Source organism: Pseudorhodoplanes sp. (assembly GCF_050250235.1).
Lineage (GTDB): Bacteria > Pseudomonadota > Alphaproteobacteria > Rhizobiales > Xanthobacteraceae > Pseudorhodoplanes.
Genome location: NZ_JBFWPA010000126.1, coordinates 1 through 17,275, shown reverse-complemented (window position 1 = coordinate 17,275; position 17,275 = coordinate 1). Strand labels below are relative to the sequence as shown.

Sequence of the window (17,275 nt, the reverse complement as noted above, 5' to 3'; positions counted from 1 at the left end):
AGATCGGCGGCGAGGACATCATCGCGGTGTTCCGCGAGCGCCATCAATTCAGGCCGGGCGACAAGGTTCGCCTGCGGCCGGAGATCAAGCTGGTGCATCTCTTCGACGGCGAAGCCGGACAGCGGCTTTCTTCGGGTTGATGTGGCCGACACTGCCCAGGTCGCGGTTGGGATGAATTGTAAAATACTTGCAACCTGTAGATAGTAACCTTCAGCATCGATCCAAGGAAGACAGCATGTTCTCGCGGTCACCGTTCGATCTGGAAGGTATGACGGAACCGGGGCGTCGCCCGCGTTCCCTGACCTCGGCCGTGCTGGACCAACTGCGCGACGACATTCTGCGCTGCCGCCTGGCCCCAGGTATGAAACTCAGCACGGCCGCCATCGCCAAGCGCTTCGACGTGAGCCTTGCAGCCGTTCGCGAAGCGCTGTCGCGTCTTGTTGCCGACGGCATGGTGACAGCCGAGGATCAGCGTGGTTTTCGCGTTAGCCAGGTCTCTGAAAATGACCTCAATGATATCGTAGAGACGCGCATCGAACTTGAGAGCCTGGCATTGCGGCGCGCCATTGCCAATGGTGACGAGAGTTGGCGCGCAGAGTTGGATTCAGTCTGGAAAGCGCTTTGCGCCATTCCGTATATGAACCCGCGGGATCCAACTGAGCATAATGAGGCTTGGAATCCTCTTCATGACCGTTTTCATCGTACCCTTATCAAGGGATGCGATTTGGCGTGGGTTCTTCGCTTTTCGGAAATACTTCGAGAACAAAGCGAGCGCTATCGTCGTTTGGCGCGCCCGCTCGGACTAAGCACGCGGGATCCATTTAACGAACATTGCCGGCTGGTAAGGTCCGCATTAAGGGGGGATGCCGACAAAGCCTGCTCCATTCTGCGAGAGCATTATAGTCTTACCAAGGTGCTGGTGCAGGAAGCCATCCGTCGCAGCGATTTATGGCGCGCCCCCGAGCGAGCCGAGGGCGGCCGAAGCACGATTGCGGGTAATTCGTCGCCCAAGGCCCTGCGATAGTCCCGTGTTGGGTCTTGGCGGGCGTTATTCTAGACCTGCTATCCGCGCCGGATTGTGGTGAAACATCCTGCGAATCTCATCGGCTGAAATGCCGCACCGACGGAGAATGGCGACATAGCTGCGCATGCCTTCGACGGGAAGCGGAGAGTAAAGCTGTCCAAGGTCTGAGCTGATGAAGGAATGCTCCGCTCCGACCTCTTTGATCGTCTTCGCGATGATGCGAGGATCGATCGGTGTCTCGCCGTGCACAAAGTGCATTAGCGGCGTTGCAAGGCAAAATTCGAATTCGATCAAGCAGCCGATCGACGCAAAATGCTTGAGATCCTCGAGTGTCAGGCGTGTCATGGCCCAGAGCGCGTGACTGATGATGATGCGGTCGAGGCCCTGATTCTTAGCTTCCTTCACGACGGCATGAGACTCGGTCGCCGACAAGTGACTGGTGGCGAGAAACGCTCCCTTTTCTTTGACGAGGCCAATGACTTCTTTTGCTTCGGGAATAAGTTCGTCGTCCTTCAACACCGTAATCGTCATGTGGTCCGGTAGCGGAGGATTGACGCCGGCGTAAAATTTCCTGCGATAATCTGTATGATTTTTTGTGTCGCCGGTCGGGAAATGAACAACTTTGGCTCCGTCGCCGTGATTGAGCGCGATCCAGACCCCTCGCGGATTGATGCCTCCGGTGGCGACATTCATCACATGCGCGCCGAAAATGGGGATGCCTGGTCCAAGGCGGGTAACAACATAGGCTGCCCCCGTCGTTGTGGGACCGATATCCTTGACGATCATAGCGCGCATGCCGGCCTGATGCGCTTGCTGCGCGAGCCCGATAACGTCCTGAGCGTGAATATCCGGGAAAGTATGCGGATTGGAGTGGATATGGACGTCAATGCCGCCCACCATAAGATCATTCACTTCACCGGCATCAAGTTTGTCGTTCATCAGAGGCATCCTGGGGTAGAGTTGGGTTACGTGTCTGCCATTCCTGCATCCTCGTGCGAATGCGGAAGAATGTGGGATGAGCAGGCTGCTAACATATCAGTGCTTAGACGCTTCGGGTTAGAAGAAACATTCTCCGAGCGTCAGTCTTTAGGGCAACTGTCCAGTGGATCAACTGAGAAACCAATAACGACGGCGATTGCCTCGCTCTTCTGTCAATTCGCTCAAGAAGAAGTTTTGTCGTGGCAGTGCTCAGCATGAGCTTGTCAAAGAAGGGATAGCAGGGCGCGAGGAGAAATGTCTATCAGCTACAGACTGTAGCGTCAGTTTGTGCAAGCATTGTGGGTTGACCGATGCGTCCCGCTTCGATCCTCGTTATGCGAATTGATCGGCCGTAGGGCCTACGCCACAATGGTGCAGTTGCAGCAATATAGAAGCATGATCGTCGTAAGGTTGTTTACCTACGACCACGCATTCGACAAGAGGAAACTGGAATGGACAACGATCAACAAGATCTGGCGAAACGTATCCAGGCGTTGGAGGACAGGCTCGACATCATCCAACTCATCATGAGCTATCCGCTCGCGCTCGACAGTGGCTCCTCGGAATATGCGCGGTCCGCATGGTCGCCAACCGGCATTTTCGATCGTGGAAACGAGAATCCAGCGGAACATAGCGGCAATTATCTTGGCGCCTATGGCGTCGACAAGATCATCGAAGAGACAACGGGGCCGGCAGTGCGCAAGGCGCGCGAGCATGGAATGGCGCACCTGATGACCGCTCCGCACGTCGTGATCGACGGCGACCGCGCGGTCGCGACCAATCATAATCAGCTCGTTCAATGGAATGGGGAGACTTTCGTCAGCCCGCGCATCACGTCCAACCGCTGGGAGCTTGTGCGCCAAAACGGTCGCTGGAAGATCGAGCGGCGCATTCTGCGCCTTTTGACCGGTTCGAAGGAGTCGAGAGAATTGCTGGGCCGCGAATTGACACCGTGACCTTATTCTTAGGCAGCGCGATTGTGCGCGCGATGTTTGCCGCGCGGTAGGGGCGGCAAATCGACACGGATGTGTCGTCGAGGGTGCACTATCAAGAAGGGGAGCACAATGTCGGCTTTGAAAGCTCTGGCATATGCGGGCGCGGTCATCGGCGTTCTCATGTTGCCGCCACAGGCTCATGCCGCGCAACCGGACGTACTCGTGTCGGGTAACACGCTGCCGGGAAATCTCGACCCGCATCAGATTTTCGACGTTCCGATGCAGCATTACAGCCTGAACGTCTACGACAATCTGTATCGTTACGAAGACAACCCACCCGATCTGAAGCCGTGGCTCGCCGAATCCTACACGGTTTCACCGGACGGGCTGACCTACGAGTTCAAACTGCACCACGGCGCCAAATTTCACGACGGCAGCGAAGTCACCGCGCAGGACGTCGTCTACAGCTTCAAGCGTGTACTCGCTCTCGGCAAAGGTCCATCAGGCGCCTTCAAACCGGTTCTCAAGCCCGACAATGTGACTGCACCGGGCAAATATACTGTCCGCTTCCTGCTCACGCATGCCTATGCGCCGTTTCTGTCCGCCATTCCGATCGTGATGGTCGTCAATCCGCGCGTTCTCAAGGCGCACGAGACGAACAACGATTGGGGCGCCGGGTGGCTTGGCTCCAACGATGCCGGATCGGGCGCCTATATCCTGGATCCTTCCACCTATCGTCCGCTGGAGCGCGCCGATCTCAAGCAGAACCCGGAGCATTTCCTGGGCTGGAGCGACAATCCGCAAGCGCCGAAGGAGGTTCAGGTTCTGCCGACGCGCGAGACATCGACGCGGGTGATGGCGCTGCTCAAAGGCACTGTCGACATAACGGATACCTATCTGCCGACCGACCAGGTCGAGCGCATTCAAAAAGCGAAGGGCGTACACGTCGAAAAGCATACATCGATGCGCGTTTTCGTGCTGAAGATGAGCAACTCCAAGCCACCGTTCGACAACATCAACACCAGGAAGTGCTTCGCCCACGCCTTCAACTATGAAGGTTTCATCACGGAAATTCTCAAGGGCTATGCGGTCCGTAATCCCGCACCGATGCCGAATACGCTTTGGGGCTATCCGAAGGATGTCGTTGCTTACGATTACGATCTGAAGAAAGCCAAAGCCTACTGCGACAAGGCCAAAGCCGAAGGCGCGCCGATCGACCGGCGGATCGAGATTCATATCAACACGCAACTCGAGCAGACCAACCAGGCTGCCCAATTGTTTCAAAGCGATCTCGCTCAGATCGGCGTGAATCTCAAAATCGTGGGCGATACTTGGTCGAACATGACGACGAACACAGCGAAAGCCGACACCACGCCGGACATGTGGACCACGTGGGTGTCGACTTATTTCGTCGATCCGGAGAATTGGATCGGACAGATGTACGACAGCCAGTTCCACGGAACCTGGAAAGCATCGGCTTGGTACAAGAATCCGAAGGTCGATGAGTTGCTGCGCAAGGCGCGGATGCTGACCGACCAAAAGGAACGCCAGCCGCTTTACGAAGAGGCGACGCGACTGGTCGTCGCCGACAGTCCCGACATCTGGATCTACAATACCGTGGAGTTGCGCGGCGCCACGGACCGCGTGCAGAACTTGCGCTTCTCACCGGTCGGATCCGGGGATGAAATGCGCTGGATCAAGCTTGCGGATCCGCACTGAGACCAACATTCGCTCAAATCGCGCCTCGATCAAGAGTCGTCTGCACGACCTGCTCTCAGACGAAGAGCGGGTCGCGCTCGCCGAGACGATATTTGCAGGCGTCTTGTCATCAAGAGCTTCAATGCCCGCCTGCGCGACGAACTGCTCAGCGAGACGCTGTTCACTTCGCTCGCTCAGGTCCGAGCCGTGCTGGCGGCTTGGAAAGACGATTACAACAATGCCCGCCTGCGCAGCGCGCTCGGCAAATCTCACGCCAGTCGAGTTCGCCGATCGCAGCGTCCAACAACCGCATTGGGGTGGAGCGCTGCGCTATACCTTGGGCTCCGCGCCCCACCCCGTTGCCCCACCGACCCCGTTGGGCTCAAATGCCACTGGGACTCTTCCCATCGCCGGATGAAGTGCGGGGCTCAGACCACATCGTCGAGATGCTGGCGGTTGCAACCGCCGCGAGCCTACTCATCCGCACGTGCCGGCGGCAGTCGCCGACACCTCCCGCCGCGGCATCGCCAGTCCTCCAAAAAGCTCACAACACACGCCCAAATGTATCAGCTATACCTCCGAACACCCGTCCTCGATCTACCCGGGCCGTACACTCGTCCCAGACAACGACCGTGAAAGTCCAATAATGGCGGGTCGGTGTCCCGGCTCCCCCAGCCCGATTGTGGGAGCGACATATTCGTTGTTACAGTTGGCCGGGTGACAAAATTGCCGAGGAGTGGGAACCGATGCGTAAGCGATATTTCATGCTGGCCGTTAGTGCGCTGAGTTTGATCGCGGCGGTCGCCTTCAGTGACGCGAATGCTCAAGACAAGACGATCAAGATTGGGGCGCTGTTTCCGATATCAGGGCCGGGCGCGTATTTCGGCGCGCAGGACAAGCAGGGCGTCGAGCTTGCCTTGGAGCAAGTCAATAAAGAGGGCGTGAACGGCTATAAGTTCACCGTGCAATACGAAGATTCCGCCTGCGCACCTCTCCCCGCCTCGCAAGCCGCCAAACGCCTCCTCGACCAGTACAAACCGGATGTGATCATCGGCGAGGAATGCTCCGACGCGACGCTTGCGATCATGCCGATCATCGCGCAGGCCAAGGTTCCGCTGCTCAACGCGGGGTCGTCCTCCATCAAGATCACAGAGCCCGGCAATCCCTACACCTTCCGCATCCTGCCCGACGAAGTGATGCAAGGCGTCGATATCGCGACCCAGGCTTACAACAAGCTCAATGCGCGCACTGCCGTGCTGCTCTATGAGAACACGAATTCCGGCATAGGCAACGCCAAGGTGTTCAAGGACACGTTCGAGAAACTCGGCGGCAAGATCATCGCGGATATCGGCTTTGGCCGCGACGTGAACGACTTCACGGCCATTGCGACGCGCGTCGCCGGCGCCGGCAAGGCCGACGTGATCCCGACCTACACGCTGGAGGGGCAGGGCCTGAAGATCACGCAGGCCTTGGCGCAAGCCGGCGTCACGAAGGGCGGCGGGGGCTCGGCGATCCAACTCGGCACCATCTGGCTCCCCTTCGGCTTCGAGCAGAAAGCCGGCAAGGCCGCCGAGGGCTACATCCGCATCGTGCAATTCGATCCGACCGACACGCGCCCCGTCGTGAAGAACTTCATCTCCGCCTTCAAAGCCAAGTTCAACACCGACCCGACGCACCTCAATGCCCACGCTTACGACCAGATCATGCTGATCGCCGACGCCGTGAAGCGCGGCGCCAAGGATGCGCAGTCGATGCGCGACACGCTGGCCGCGACCAAGGACTTCCAAGGCGTGACGGGCAGCGTTGAGTTCAACAAGCACAACCAGAACATCAAGATGGACACGATCCACTACATGCGGACCGAGCCGGATCTGTCTTGGACGGCGCTCAAGTGGAACTAGACGCGTGACGGCAACGATTGTCGCGCAGCAGGTCATCAACGGCGTCGTCCTTGGTAGTCTGTATGTTCTCGTGGCTCTGGGCCTCACGCTGATCTACGGCGTGCTGGTCCAGATCAACTTCGCGCACGCCGACTTCGTCACGCTCGGCGCCTTCGCCGCGTATTTCTTCATGCATCTGCTCGGCGGAGGCTACCTGGTGAGCATCGCAGTCGCGCTGCTTGTCGGCGCATTGCTAGGTGTCGCGATCAATCTCGCGATTTTTAAGCCCTTAAGACACAAGGGAAGCGAGCTTTTGCCTTTGATCGCGACGATCGGCGTCTCGACCATGATGCAGAACGCGATGCTGGCCGTGTTCGGCCCGGTGCCCTACGCGTTCGAGACGCCCTACAGCCAGCGGGTGTTTCGGGTCGCCGGCACCTTCTTTACCGAGCAGAGCATCATCATCGTCGCGGTGTCGATTGCGACCATCGCACTTCTCTACGCGTTCATGAAGTTCACGTTTCTCGGCAAGGCCCTGCGCGCCGTTGCGCAGGACCGCGAGACGGCCGGGCTGATGGGGATAAACCCGAATTACCTCATCATGCTCACCATCGTGCTTTCTTCGGCTCTGGCCGGCATGGCGGGCGCGATGCTGGCCCCTGTGCTGGTGCTGACTCCCTTCGCCGGCACCAGCGTGATCGTGAAGGCGTTTGCTATCGTGATCATCGGCGGTTTCGGCAATGTCGAAGGCACGATCCTCGCTGGCCTGCTGGTCGGGCTGATCGAGAGCTTCACCACGCAGTATCTCGATCCCGGCCTGATCGACATCGTCGTCTTCGGCCTGCTGCTGCTGATGCTTGTCTTCCGCCCGACAGGATTGATCTCCGAAAGGCGGGAAGAAAATGTCTGACGCGGTCGGGACCGGCCCGGCTTACCGGTCGTCGCGGCGGCGGCTCGCGTTTCTTTGCGCGGCGCTCGTCATTGCGGTGCTGCCGCTGGTGCTGACCAGCGGTTATTGGCGCACCAACCTTACGCTCTGCGCCATCAACGTGCTGCTGGCGATCGGGCTTGATTTCATCCTTGGCTATGCGGGGCAGCTCAACCTCGGGCAATCCGCGTTCTATGGCCTTGGCGCGTATGTGTCGACCTTGCTGATCACCAAATTCGGCGTGCACTTCTGGGTGGCGTTCGCGGCGGGCGTCGCCTTTGCGGGGCTCGCCGGGATGATCCTCTCCCTGTTCGCCGTGCGGCTGCGCGGGCATTATCTCGCGATCGCCTCGCTCGGCTTCGCCGTCATCGTCCATCAGATTTTGTTGAATTGGATCGGCCTCACGCAGGGGCCGCTCGGCATCTACGGTATTCCGCCGCCTCCGGCGATCGCTATTCCCGGTTTGCCGCCGATCGAGTTCAGCAATCAGGTCGCGCTGTTCTATCTGGTCAGCGCCTTCGCATTGCTGGCTTACCTACTGCTCGATCAACTCGTGCGCTCGCCGATCGGAGAAGCGCTCACGGCCGTGCGAGAGGACGAGATCTCGGCCCAATCTCTCGGCATCAACGCGAACGCCTGGAAAGTCTTCGCCTTCGGCGTCGGCGCTGCTGTCGGCGGCGCCGCGGGTTGTTTCTATGCCACCTTCGTCGGCACGCTCGTGCCGGACGCGTTCTTCATCACGGAATCCTTCACCGTTCTCGCGATGGTGATCGTCGGCGGCATGGGCACGCTGATCGGGCCCGTCTTCGGCGCGATCCTGCTGACGCTTTTGCCGGAGCTTCTGCGTGACATCGGCGATCTTCGCCTCGTCGTTTACGGCCTCGCGCTGACGCTCGTCGTGCTGTTCATGCCGGGCGGCTTGGTGCAGGGCTGGGAATTGCTCCGCCGGAAGTTCGCCGGCGCGAGCGTGGCGAGCGGTCGATGAGTGAAATCCTGCTCAGCGCCAAAAACCTGCACAAAAGCTTCGGCGGCGTGCGCGCCGTGCGCGACGTCTCCTACGACATTCCGCAGAATTCAGTGTTCGCCATCATCGGGCCGAACGGCGCCGGCAAGTCGACGATGCTGAACCTGATTAGCGGCGTCTATCAGCCGGACACCGGCTCGCTCACCTTTGATGGCGCCGACATGGCCGGAATGCCATCGTATCGGCGCGTCCGGCTCGGCATTGCGCGTACCTTCCAGAAGATACGGTTGTTCAAGCAGCTTTCCGTGCTCGACAACGTGGTGGCCGGCTTCCACATCCACCACGACATTCCAACCTGGCAGTACCTTATCCACGGCGGTGCGTTCCGCCGCGATCACGCCCGCTGTCGGGAGGAGGCGATGGAGCTTCTCTCCTTCATGGGGCTCGCAAGGCGGTACGACACGCTTGCCGGTTCGCTTTCCTACGGCGAGCAGCGCATGCTCGAATATGCGCGCGCGCTGGCGACGCGGCCGAAGCTGCTGCTGATCGATGAGCCTGCGGCCGGGCTCAACGCCGCCGAGGTTGATACGCTGCTCGACCGCATCCAGACGACGCGCAAGCGCGACGTGACGGTGGTGATCGTCGAGCACAATATGGAACTGGTGATGACCGTCGCGGACCGCATCCTCGTGATGGATTACGGGCAACGCCTGTTCGAGGGCATCCCATCGGATGTGCAAAAGGATCCAGCGGTCGTGTCGGCTTATCTCGGCGGAGAGTTGACGTGAGCGTGCTTCTCTCGGCCGAGAATCTCGAACTCGCTTACGGCGAGCTTTCCGTGTGTCGCGGCATTTCCCTCGAGGTCAACGACGGTGAGATCGTCGCGCTGATCGGCGCGAACGGTGCGGGAAAATCGACGACGTTGCGTGCGATCGCCGGCCTGTTAATCCCGCGTAGCGGCGCGATCCGTCTGCGCGGCGAGGACATCACGCGTCTGCCCTCACATGAGCGCACCATGCGCGGCATTGCGCTGGTGCCGGAGGGCCGCCGCGCGTTCCCTTTCCTGACCGTTCGAGAGAATCTCGAGCTCGGCGGTTTCAAAAATCGCGGTGACGGCGCGAAGGTGAAGCGCATGATCGAAAGCATCTTCGACATGTTTCCGCGCTTGCGCGAGCGCGCGAGCCAGAATGCCGGAACGCTCTCCGGCGGCGAGCAGCAGATGCTGGTCCTCGGCCGCGCCATGATGTCGGAGCCGACGCTGCTCTGTCTCGACGAGCCTTCGCTCGGTCTCGCGCCGCTCGTCGTTCGCGACATCTTCCGCACCATCCGCGCGATTAATGAAGGTGGCACCGCCGTCCTTCTGGTCGAGCAGAATGCGCGTTATGCGCTAGACACGGCGCATCGTGGCTACGTGCTGCAGACCGGCAGCATTCTTCTGACCGGCACCAGCGCGGAGCTGGGCAAGGATCCGCGCGTGCACGAGGCGTATCTTGGCCGGGCCGCCACGCGTGCGGAGGCGCAATAGCCGATCATATTGGTGGCGGCGCCTGCGGCGCGCTCAGGTCATTTGTTTTCGTCATGGCCGGGCTTGTCCCGGCCATCTACGTCTTTCTTTCATGGTTGGATTAAAGACACGGATGCCCGGCACAAGGGTGGGCATGACGGTGATATGTTTCGACCCGAACGGATTAGGCCTTACTTCCCCAAGATCGACCCCGCCATCGCGCGTGGGTCACGCACCGGCCAGGTGCCGGCGTCCGCCGCCGCGAACAACTCCGCAAGATGCGCGTTGAATGCCGCCGGGTCCTCCAGATTGATGTTGTGTCCGGCATTTGGCATCACGACCAAGGCGGCAGTCGAGATGTTCTTCTTCATCAGAACGCTGGGTTCGATGCACGGCCAGTCCTCGTCGCCCGTCATCACCAGCGTGGGTGCCGTGATGGCCTTCATCTTCTCGACCAGTTCGAACAGGGATGGGCGCTTGGCCTGAACGCCGCGCATGGTCAGCACTGCGCCCTCGGTCGAGTGCTCCTTGAGCTGGTCGGCGAATTCGCGCCAGCCGCGCGGGTCGCGGTTCTGATGCTGTACGCGCGTCGGGCCGAGCGCATAGCCTTCGGCGGCTTTTTCCATCGTCAGTTCTTCAAAGCGCTTCGCCGACGCCGCTGCTTCGGCAGCGAACTGCTCACGCTTGTCGGGCTCTGCACCGTAGCCGCAGCCGGCGATCACCAGCGAGCGTGCGCGATCCGGATAGGTGAAGCCGAAATGCAGCGTCGCGAAGCCACCCATCGAAAGGCCGACAACATGCGCCTTGTCGATCTTCAACGCATCGATGACCGCGCGGATATCGTCGCGCGCCCGCTCCTGCGAGTATTTGCTGCCGTCCTTCGGCACTTCCGACGGCGGATAGCCTCGCGCATTGACGGTGATGCAACGATAGTAGCGGGAAAAGTAGCGGACCTGCATTTCCCAGGAGCGGTAGTCGCCGGCGAATTCGTGGATGAAAACGATGGGGATGCCTTTGCCCGTCTCTTCATAATAAAGCTTCACGCCATCGTCGGTCGTCAGGTGCGCCATAGTTTTAAATCCTCGATGATCAGAATGCGCTTGCGCGCGCCGAGAGTCCGGCGTCGATCGTCACGACGGATCCGCTCGTGTAGCCGGAAAGTGGTGAGGCAAGGAAAGCCGCCATCGCGCCGATTTCTTCGGGTGTCGCGCAGCGCTGGAACGGCAGCGGCTTGCGCAATTCCTGCCAGTTGTTCTCGTCGCCGGTGCGGTCTTTCGCCTTCTTCTTCATCAGCGCGACGATCCGGTCTGTCTCCACCGGGCCAGGGCTAAGCGCCACGACGCGAATTCCGTCTTTGGCGCTGACGCAGCCGAGTGATTGGCTGAATGCTGTCAGCGATGCGTTTCCGGCGACGCCGCAGATATATTCAGGATCGTGCGTGTCGGCGGCGTTGCCGACGACATTGACAATGACACCGTCCTTGCGCGCTTTCATCAGCGCGTAATAGTGCCGGCACATATTGATGTAGCCGAAGACCTTCAAATCCCACGCCTTGCGCCACGTCTCCTCGCTGACGTCGAGCAGCGTGCCGCCTGGGATCGCGCCGGCGTTGTTCACTAGAATGTCGATGTCGGGGTAATCTTTCGCCAGCTTGTCGACGGCCTTACTGTCGGAAAGGTCGGCGGCGACGGTGTCGATGCGCACGTTGGATGTCTGGGCGATCGCGGACTTCGCCGCTGCGAGCGCCTCGGCGCTGCGCGCCACGATGATGACGTTGCAGCCCTCGGCGGCGAAGACTTCGGCGGCGGCGCGGCCGATCCCTTTCGACGCGCCGGTGATCAGCGCGGTCTTTCCTGCAAGTTTCAAATCCATGATGGCTCCGGGGAGGATAATGGCGACGGTAGACTATGAGGTTTCCCGCGAAGTGCGGCAACGTCCGGCGCTGCGCCTCGGCTATGCGGCAATCCACGATGCGTGCCTTGACGCACATAAGAATATACGCGTGTTTTTGCTTCTGAGTGAAGGCCGCTGCGCGCGACAAGATGACGTCGTTGGCCGGATAGAAGCGTCCGCTGAGCGCTCCTGCTTGGTTTCTGCATGCGAGCCGAAGAGAAAGCTATGGTCATTACTGCGCAACTGCGCCGACACGCTCCCCGGGGAGCGCGCTTGAGTGCGGCAGCGGCGGCCCTACCAATCGTCTCTGTGGAGTTTTTAGCAACTTATCGCAGCGCGCCTCAGCGGACTCAACGGCGGATGGAGCATCACCAAACAGCCCTAAACTTCTCCGCGAGAACCACAGCGGTATTGCGCTCAAGCATCCACGACGCTCGGCCGCTAACGATGACTTCACATGCCGTCGTGCATGCCCTCGAGGAGAGCCTGATCCCACGCTAGGCCGAACTGGCGGGGCGGACTATTCCCACCGTGTGAGTGGCGATAACAAGTTCCTCGTCCGTCGGCATGGCAAGCACTTCAATGCCTCCAGGCTCGTTCTTGTCTTGGTTTTGTTCGCGTACGCCGAGCCACTGCAACCGAGCGCACACGTTGCCACGAACTTCCCGGCTGTTCCCGCCGATGCCCCCGGTGAAGACGAGCACGTCCATTCCGTGCATCGCCGTGGCCATCACTGCGATCTGTTCAGCAATCCGGGCGCAGAACTGATCGATCGCTTCCTTGGCTGACGCTTTGTCGCTTCCGAGCAGATCCCGCATGTCGGCGGATGCGCCTGACACGCCAAGTAGCCCGGCCTTGCGATAAAGTAGGTGTTCGACCTCAGCCGCCGACATTTTCTCGGTCTGTTGGAGGTACAGCAAAAGGCCGGGATCGACCGCGCCGCTTCGCGTCGCCATCATGAGGCCGTCGAGCGGGGTCAGACTCATCGTTGTGTTGATGCTCTTCCCGTTGTGGATCGCACAGAGGCTGCATCCGCTGCCGAGATGTGCGACAACCATGCGCACGTCGCGGTCATCGAATTGCCGCGCGATATATTCGAACGAAAGCCCATGAAAGCCATAGCGGCGAATGCCTTTCGCCTCGAAGTCGAGAGGCAGCGGAAACCGCCGATAACTCGAAGCGATGTCATGATGAAAGGCGGTGTCGAAACACGCGACTTGAGGTAGGTCGGGCCGCAACTTCAGAATAGTGCGTATGGGATCAAGGCAGGCTGGCTGATGAAGCGGCGCCAGCGGTGTCAGTTGCTCGAGATCTTCGACGACCTCGGCATCGATGCGAACAGGCGAGATATAATTCGGGCCGCCGTGAACGACCCGATGACCGACGGCTGCGAGTTCGCGGCCATCCAAAAGTTGTCCGATGTACTGCAGCAAGGATTTGGCTACGTCGTCCTTTGGACCGGATATGGGCGTGCCACCAACCCGAGCCGGCTTTCCGGCCGCATCCTTGATCTCGAACCGTCCCTCGCTCGCATGTAGATCCAGCATGCCGCGAAAAAGAATGGCTAGACCCGCGGCCTGCGCCTCATAGAGGGCGAACTTGACACTCGATGAGCCGGAGTTAAGCGCCAGAACAGCGCGCATTCACGCTTTCCTCAGTCGATGTTTTCCTGGCCCTGCCAATGCCACTCCTGCACCTCCGGCATGTCCTGTCCGTGCTCACGGATGTAGCGGTGGTGCTCGATCAGCTTCGCGTTGAAGGCTTGGCGTGCGGCCGTCCCTCGGTGAGCCAGCGCGGGCACCCGCTCGATCGCGGCGATCGCCAAGTGGTATCGGTCGAGTTCATTGAGGACGACCATATCGAAAGGCGTGGTCGTCGTACCCTTCTCCCTGAAACCGTGGACATGCATGTTGTCGTGGTTGGCCCGGTTGTAGGTCAGGCGATGAATCAAATAGGGGTAGCCGTGGTAGGCAAAGATCACCGGCGTGTCGGGTGGAAAGATGCGATCGAACTCCCTGTCAGACAGCCCATGCGGGTGCTGTTCTCGCGGCTGCAGCGTCATCAGGTCGACGACATTCACCACTCGGATGCGGAGATCAGGAAAAAATTTTCGCAGAAGACTGACGGCGGCAAGCGTCTCCAACGTGGGTACGTCGCCGGCACAAGCCATAACTATGTCGGGAGACCGAGCCCCTTCTGTACCCGCCCATGGCCAGATGCCGACGCCGGCGGCGCAGTGCGCCTCGGCCTCCTGCATCGTCAGCCACTGCGGCGACGGCTGTTTGCCCGCAACGATGACATTGACGCGGTCATAGGTCCGCAGACAATGGTCGGTCACCCACAGCAGGGTGTTGGCATCGGGCGGCAGGTAGATGCGGACAATGTCGGCATCCTTGTTTGCGACGAGGTCGACAAAGCCCGGGTCCTGGTGGCTGAAGCCGTTGTGGTCCTGTCGCCAGACGTGCGAGCTGAGGAGATAGTTCAGTGAGGCGATCGGACGCCGCCATGGCAGGCGCCGCGACACCTCCAGCCATTTTGCATGCTGGTTGAACATCGAATCGACGATGTGCACGAAGGCCTCGTAGCAATTGAACAGGCCGTGCCGGCCCGTCAGCAGGTATCCTTCGAGCCATCCCTGGCACAGATGCTCGCTCAGCACCTCCATGACGCGACCCTCCGGCGCCAGATGGACGTCGTAGGGCTCGGTCGCTTCCATCCAGACCCGGTCGGTCGCCTCGAACACGTCGTCCAATCTGTTTGAGCTGGTTTCGTCGGGCCCCATCAGCCGGAACGTTCGCGTCTGGGCATTGAGGCGGATCACGTCGCGCAGGAGGCCGCCCATGATCCGGGTAGCTTCCCCCATCGACGCGCCAGGTTTCGGCACTTCGGCCGCATGCGCGCGATAGTCGGGCAGCTCAAGTTTGCGTCTCAGCACCCCGCCGTTCGCATGCGGATTTGCGCCCATCCGTCGGACACCGGTCGGCGCCAGCGCCTGCAGGTCAGGGACTAGCCGCCCGTCGGCGTCGAAAAGCGTTTCCGGCCGGTAGCTGCGCAGCCACGTTTCAAGGATTGTCAGATGGTCCGGATTGGTCCTGACATTGTCAACGGGCACTTGGTGGGCGCGCCAAAAACCTTCGACCTTCTTCCCGTCGACTTCTTTTGGACCTGTCCAGCCCTTCGGGCTGCGCAGGACAATCATCGGCCAACGGGGCCGCCCATCCGCGCCGCCCGCTCTTGCGCGGCGCTGGATATCCGCGATGCGCTCGAGCGCGTCATCGAGAACCTGCGCCATGCGCCGGTGCATCCCGTCCGGCTCATGGCCTTCCACCGCCAGCGGCTCGTGACCATAACCTCTCAGGAGACTGAATAGCTCGTCGTCGTCCAAGCGGCCAAGGATCGTCGGATTGGCGATCTTGTAGCCATTGAGATGCAGGATCGGCAGGACGGCGCCGTCATGGATTGGATTAAGGAATTTGTTTGAATGCCATGAAGCCGCGAGGGGGCCTGTTTCGGCCTCGCCGTCGCCAATCACGCAGGCGACGACAAGATCCGGATTGTCGAAAGCGGCGCCGTAAGCATGGACCAGCGCGTAGCCGAGTTCACCCCCCTCGTGGATCGAGCCGGGTGTTTCCGGCGCGGCGTGGCTTGGAATTCCGCCGGGAAAGGAGAACTGGCGAAACAGCTTTCGTAGGCCCTCCGTGTCGCGGCTGATATCGGGGTAGATCTCGGTGTAGGAGCCTTCGAGATAGGTGTTCGCCACCATCCCCGGTCCGCCATGACCAGGGCCGCAGACATAGATCATGTTCAGGTCGCGTGCTTTAATGACCCGGTTGAGATGGGCGTAAATGAAATTCAGGCCGGGCGTTGTTCCCCAATGGCCAAGCAGCCGCGGCTTAATGTGGTCGGGCCGCAAGGGCTCGCGGAGGAGCGGATTGTCCAACAGGTAGATCTGGCCAACGGCCAGATAGTTTGCGGCATGCCAATAGCGATCAATGAGCCGAAGCTCTTTCTCGGCTAGGGAAACGACCATGTTGATTTCTTCCATGGCATCGCAGATCAAGCGTCCGCGCAGGTTTGAGGTTCTGCCCGCTGCCAGGGGCCTACTTCAGATGGACCCCATGTCCGACAGGAACCTTACTCTTAGCGAACCCTAGCGAGCGCAGGACTTCGGAACGCTATGGTAAAGTCCGGGACGGGGGACCGCCAACTCCGCCTAACGGCCGCGTCGATTCTATGACAATGGAGCGTAGAGGTCGGCTTCTTCAGTTCGGAACGGGGTTCGCCCAACTTCAGGATTGAAGGGCAACTAATTGGTCTCCGCCATTCGGGCAGGAAGATCCTCCAATACGCAGTTGGGCTAGTATTAGCACAAGCCGAAAGCGGCCATCCGCGTTCCACCTCGATCCAGAAAGTCGTGAACCGCATTGCGACGCCGTCTCCGGCACCATCACGCCGCCAAATTTGGCCTTAGACCAGATGGTGCATTGCGGCCCACCTCGTATCCGCCTCGCAAAGGCGGGTCCCGGCGACTGGCCGGGACTTCTAGGTCGACTTAGCGCAATGATCAGTACGGCATCCAAGGCGTGCCGTAGTAGTCGTAAACAGCCTTGCCGCGGTTCCGATCCTCCCAGTCCCAATTTTCTTTCGCGCCGTATTTGGGAGCGCCCTTCAATTGAGCTTCCGTTATGTCGGTGCGGTAGCCTCCGAGATTGGTGTCGTAATTTAGGGTGGCCCAGGGGAGGGGATAATGATCGTCGCCGATACCTAGAAATCCCCCAAAGCTAAGGACGGCGTAAGAAACCTTACCGCTGCGCTTCTCGATCATAAGGTGCTCGACCGAACCGATTTTCTTGTCATCCGCTCCGTACACATTCGTGCCTTCGACCTTGTCGCTTCCGATGAGGCCGGCTGTTTCGCGCGTTTCTGTTGCCATTGTTGTTCTCCTTCGGGGTGTGGCTTTACAACGGCCGCAGCACCCGCACGTTCCCATTTCCTCAAAGTGAAATGCAGAAGCTCCATGAACGCGGCGCAGATCATTATCATTGACGGTGACACGGTCACCCTCGACCGTAAGCGTACGGTCTCCGCCTTTTGCTTGATGACCTATTCGCGATATCGAACGAGGGGCGTGCGATAGCAGTTCCTCACTCGCCTTTAGCTCGTTTGCGACCCGTAATCATCGCCTTCACAAGATTTTCGCGGTGCTCGAAGCTGGCGACCAGCACGCCCAGTACGTGTACCACCACGAGACCCATGGTGAGGTTTGCCAACGTCTGGTGGACTTCTTCTACCCATTTGGCACCCCAATAGGCATCGGTCGTCATCATGTAGCCCGTGATGGCGGTTCCCATGAGTGCGGCGAGCAGAGCAATTATCATGGCCCCGCCAGCGGGGTTGTGGCCGATATAGCGGGGAGCCCGGAGCAGAGCGACGTCGCGAAGATAGGCGAGCACTTCCCGGGGAGGCCTGAC

16 protein-coding genes are annotated in these 17,275 nt (G+C 60.0%); 9 read left to right on the top strand and 7 right to left on the bottom strand.

The genetic code is table 11. The annotated features are described in order from the left end of the window. Positions 1 to 235 precede the first annotated feature (235 nt). Positions 236 to 1,024, top strand: a complete 789-nt coding sequence (locus AB7F49_RS31605) for a GntR family transcriptional regulator (protein WP_428529805.1) — start codon at positions 236 to 238, stop codon at positions 1,022 to 1,024. Positions 1,025 to 1,048: 24 nt separating this feature from the next. On the opposite strand, the gene AB7F49_RS31600 is transcribed toward AB7F49_RS31605, so the two are convergent. Next, positions 1,049 to 1,963, bottom strand: coding sequence for a DUF6282 family protein (locus AB7F49_RS31600; protein ID WP_428529804.1), 915 nt, complete (start codon positions 1,961 to 1,963; stop codon positions 1,049 to 1,051). 491 nt (positions 1,964 to 2,454) lie between these two features. Here AB7F49_RS31600 and AB7F49_RS31595 point away from each other — a divergent pair, with 491 nt between their 5' ends. The 8 genes from AB7F49_RS31595 to AB7F49_RS31560 all read left to right on the top strand — a co-directional run bounded on the left by AB7F49_RS31595 (position 2,455) and on the right by AB7F49_RS31560 (position 9,932). Then, the gene (locus AB7F49_RS31595; protein WP_428529803.1) at positions 2,455 to 2,958 is read left to right on the top strand and encodes a nuclear transport factor 2 family protein; all 504 of its coding nucleotides are present in this window, start codon (positions 2,455 to 2,457) and stop codon (positions 2,956 to 2,958) included. 108 nt (positions 2,959 to 3,066) lie between these two features. Then, a complete protein-coding gene (locus tag AB7F49_RS31590) occupies positions 3,067 to 4,656 on the top strand; it encodes an ABC transporter substrate-binding protein (protein ID WP_428529802.1) in 1,590 nt (529 codons plus the stop codon). A 90-nt stretch (positions 4,657 to 4,746) separates the two neighbouring features. Further along, a complete protein-coding gene (locus AB7F49_RS31585) occupies positions 4,747 to 5,271 on the top strand; it encodes an integrase core domain-containing protein (protein ID WP_428529807.1) in 525 nt (174 codons plus the stop codon). Positions 5,272 to 5,381: 110 nt separating this feature from the next. After that, positions 5,382 to 6,536, top strand: a complete 1,155-nt coding sequence (locus AB7F49_RS31580; RefSeq protein ID WP_428529801.1) for an ABC transporter substrate-binding protein — start codon at positions 5,382 to 5,384, stop codon at positions 6,534 to 6,536. A gap of 4 nt (positions 6,537 to 6,540) precedes the next feature. Continuing rightward, positions 6,541 to 7,425, top strand: a complete 885-nt coding sequence (locus tag AB7F49_RS31575; protein ID WP_428529800.1) for a branched-chain amino acid ABC transporter permease — start codon at positions 6,541 to 6,543, stop codon at positions 7,423 to 7,425. Beyond that, positions 7,418 to 8,428 carry a branched-chain amino acid ABC transporter permease gene (locus AB7F49_RS31570; protein ID WP_428529799.1) on the top strand — a complete coding sequence of 337 codons (1,011 nt, stop codon included), beginning with the start codon at positions 7,418 to 7,420 and terminating at the stop codon, positions 8,426 to 8,428. The genes AB7F49_RS31575 and AB7F49_RS31570 overlap by 8 nt, the downstream gene beginning before the upstream one ends. Continuing rightward, positions 8,425 to 9,195 carry an ABC transporter ATP-binding protein gene (locus tag AB7F49_RS31565; RefSeq protein ID WP_428529798.1) on the top strand — a complete coding sequence of 257 codons (771 nt, stop codon included), beginning with the start codon at positions 8,425 to 8,427 and terminating at the stop codon, positions 9,193 to 9,195. Before AB7F49_RS31570 ends, AB7F49_RS31565 begins: the two co-directional genes overlap by 4 nt. Then, the gene (locus AB7F49_RS31560; RefSeq protein WP_428529797.1) at positions 9,192 to 9,932 is read left to right on the top strand and encodes an ABC transporter ATP-binding protein; all 741 of its coding nucleotides are present in this window, start codon (positions 9,192 to 9,194) and stop codon (positions 9,930 to 9,932) included. The genes AB7F49_RS31565 and AB7F49_RS31560 overlap by 4 nt, the downstream gene beginning before the upstream one ends. A gap of 170 nt (positions 9,933 to 10,102) precedes the next feature. On the opposite strand, the gene AB7F49_RS31555 is transcribed toward AB7F49_RS31560, so the two are convergent. The 6 genes from AB7F49_RS31555 to AB7F49_RS31530 form a co-directional block, all read right to left on the bottom strand. Continuing rightward, entirely contained in the window at positions 10,103 to 10,981 is an 879-nt protein-coding gene (locus tag AB7F49_RS31555; protein WP_428529796.1) for an alpha/beta fold hydrolase, read from the bottom strand. Between the two features lie 19 nt (positions 10,982 to 11,000). After that, on the bottom strand, positions 11,001 to 11,729 hold the full coding sequence (locus AB7F49_RS31550) for a short-chain dehydrogenase/reductase (RefSeq protein ID WP_428529806.1): 729 nt from the start codon (positions 11,727 to 11,729) through the stop codon (positions 11,001 to 11,003). Positions 11,730 to 12,301: 572 nt separating this feature from the next. Next, a complete protein-coding gene (locus AB7F49_RS31545; protein WP_428529795.1) occupies positions 12,302 to 13,447 on the bottom strand; it encodes an acetate/propionate family kinase in 1,146 nt (381 codons plus the stop codon). A gap of 11 nt (positions 13,448 to 13,458) precedes the next feature. Continuing rightward, on the bottom strand, positions 13,459 to 15,834 hold the full coding sequence (locus AB7F49_RS31540; protein ID WP_428529794.1) for a phosphoketolase family protein: 2,376 nt from the start codon (positions 15,832 to 15,834) through the stop codon (positions 13,459 to 13,461). Positions 15,835 to 16,368: 534 nt separating this feature from the next. Next, on the bottom strand, positions 16,369 to 16,737 hold the full coding sequence (locus AB7F49_RS31535; protein ID WP_428529793.1) for a PRC-barrel domain-containing protein: 369 nt from the start codon (positions 16,735 to 16,737) through the stop codon (positions 16,369 to 16,371). 211 nt (positions 16,738 to 16,948) lie between these two features. Then, positions 16,949 to 17,275, bottom strand: a 327-nt coding sequence (locus AB7F49_RS31530; RefSeq protein ID WP_428529792.1) for a cytochrome b/b6 domain-containing protein, incomplete at its 5' end; no start/stop codon positions are given.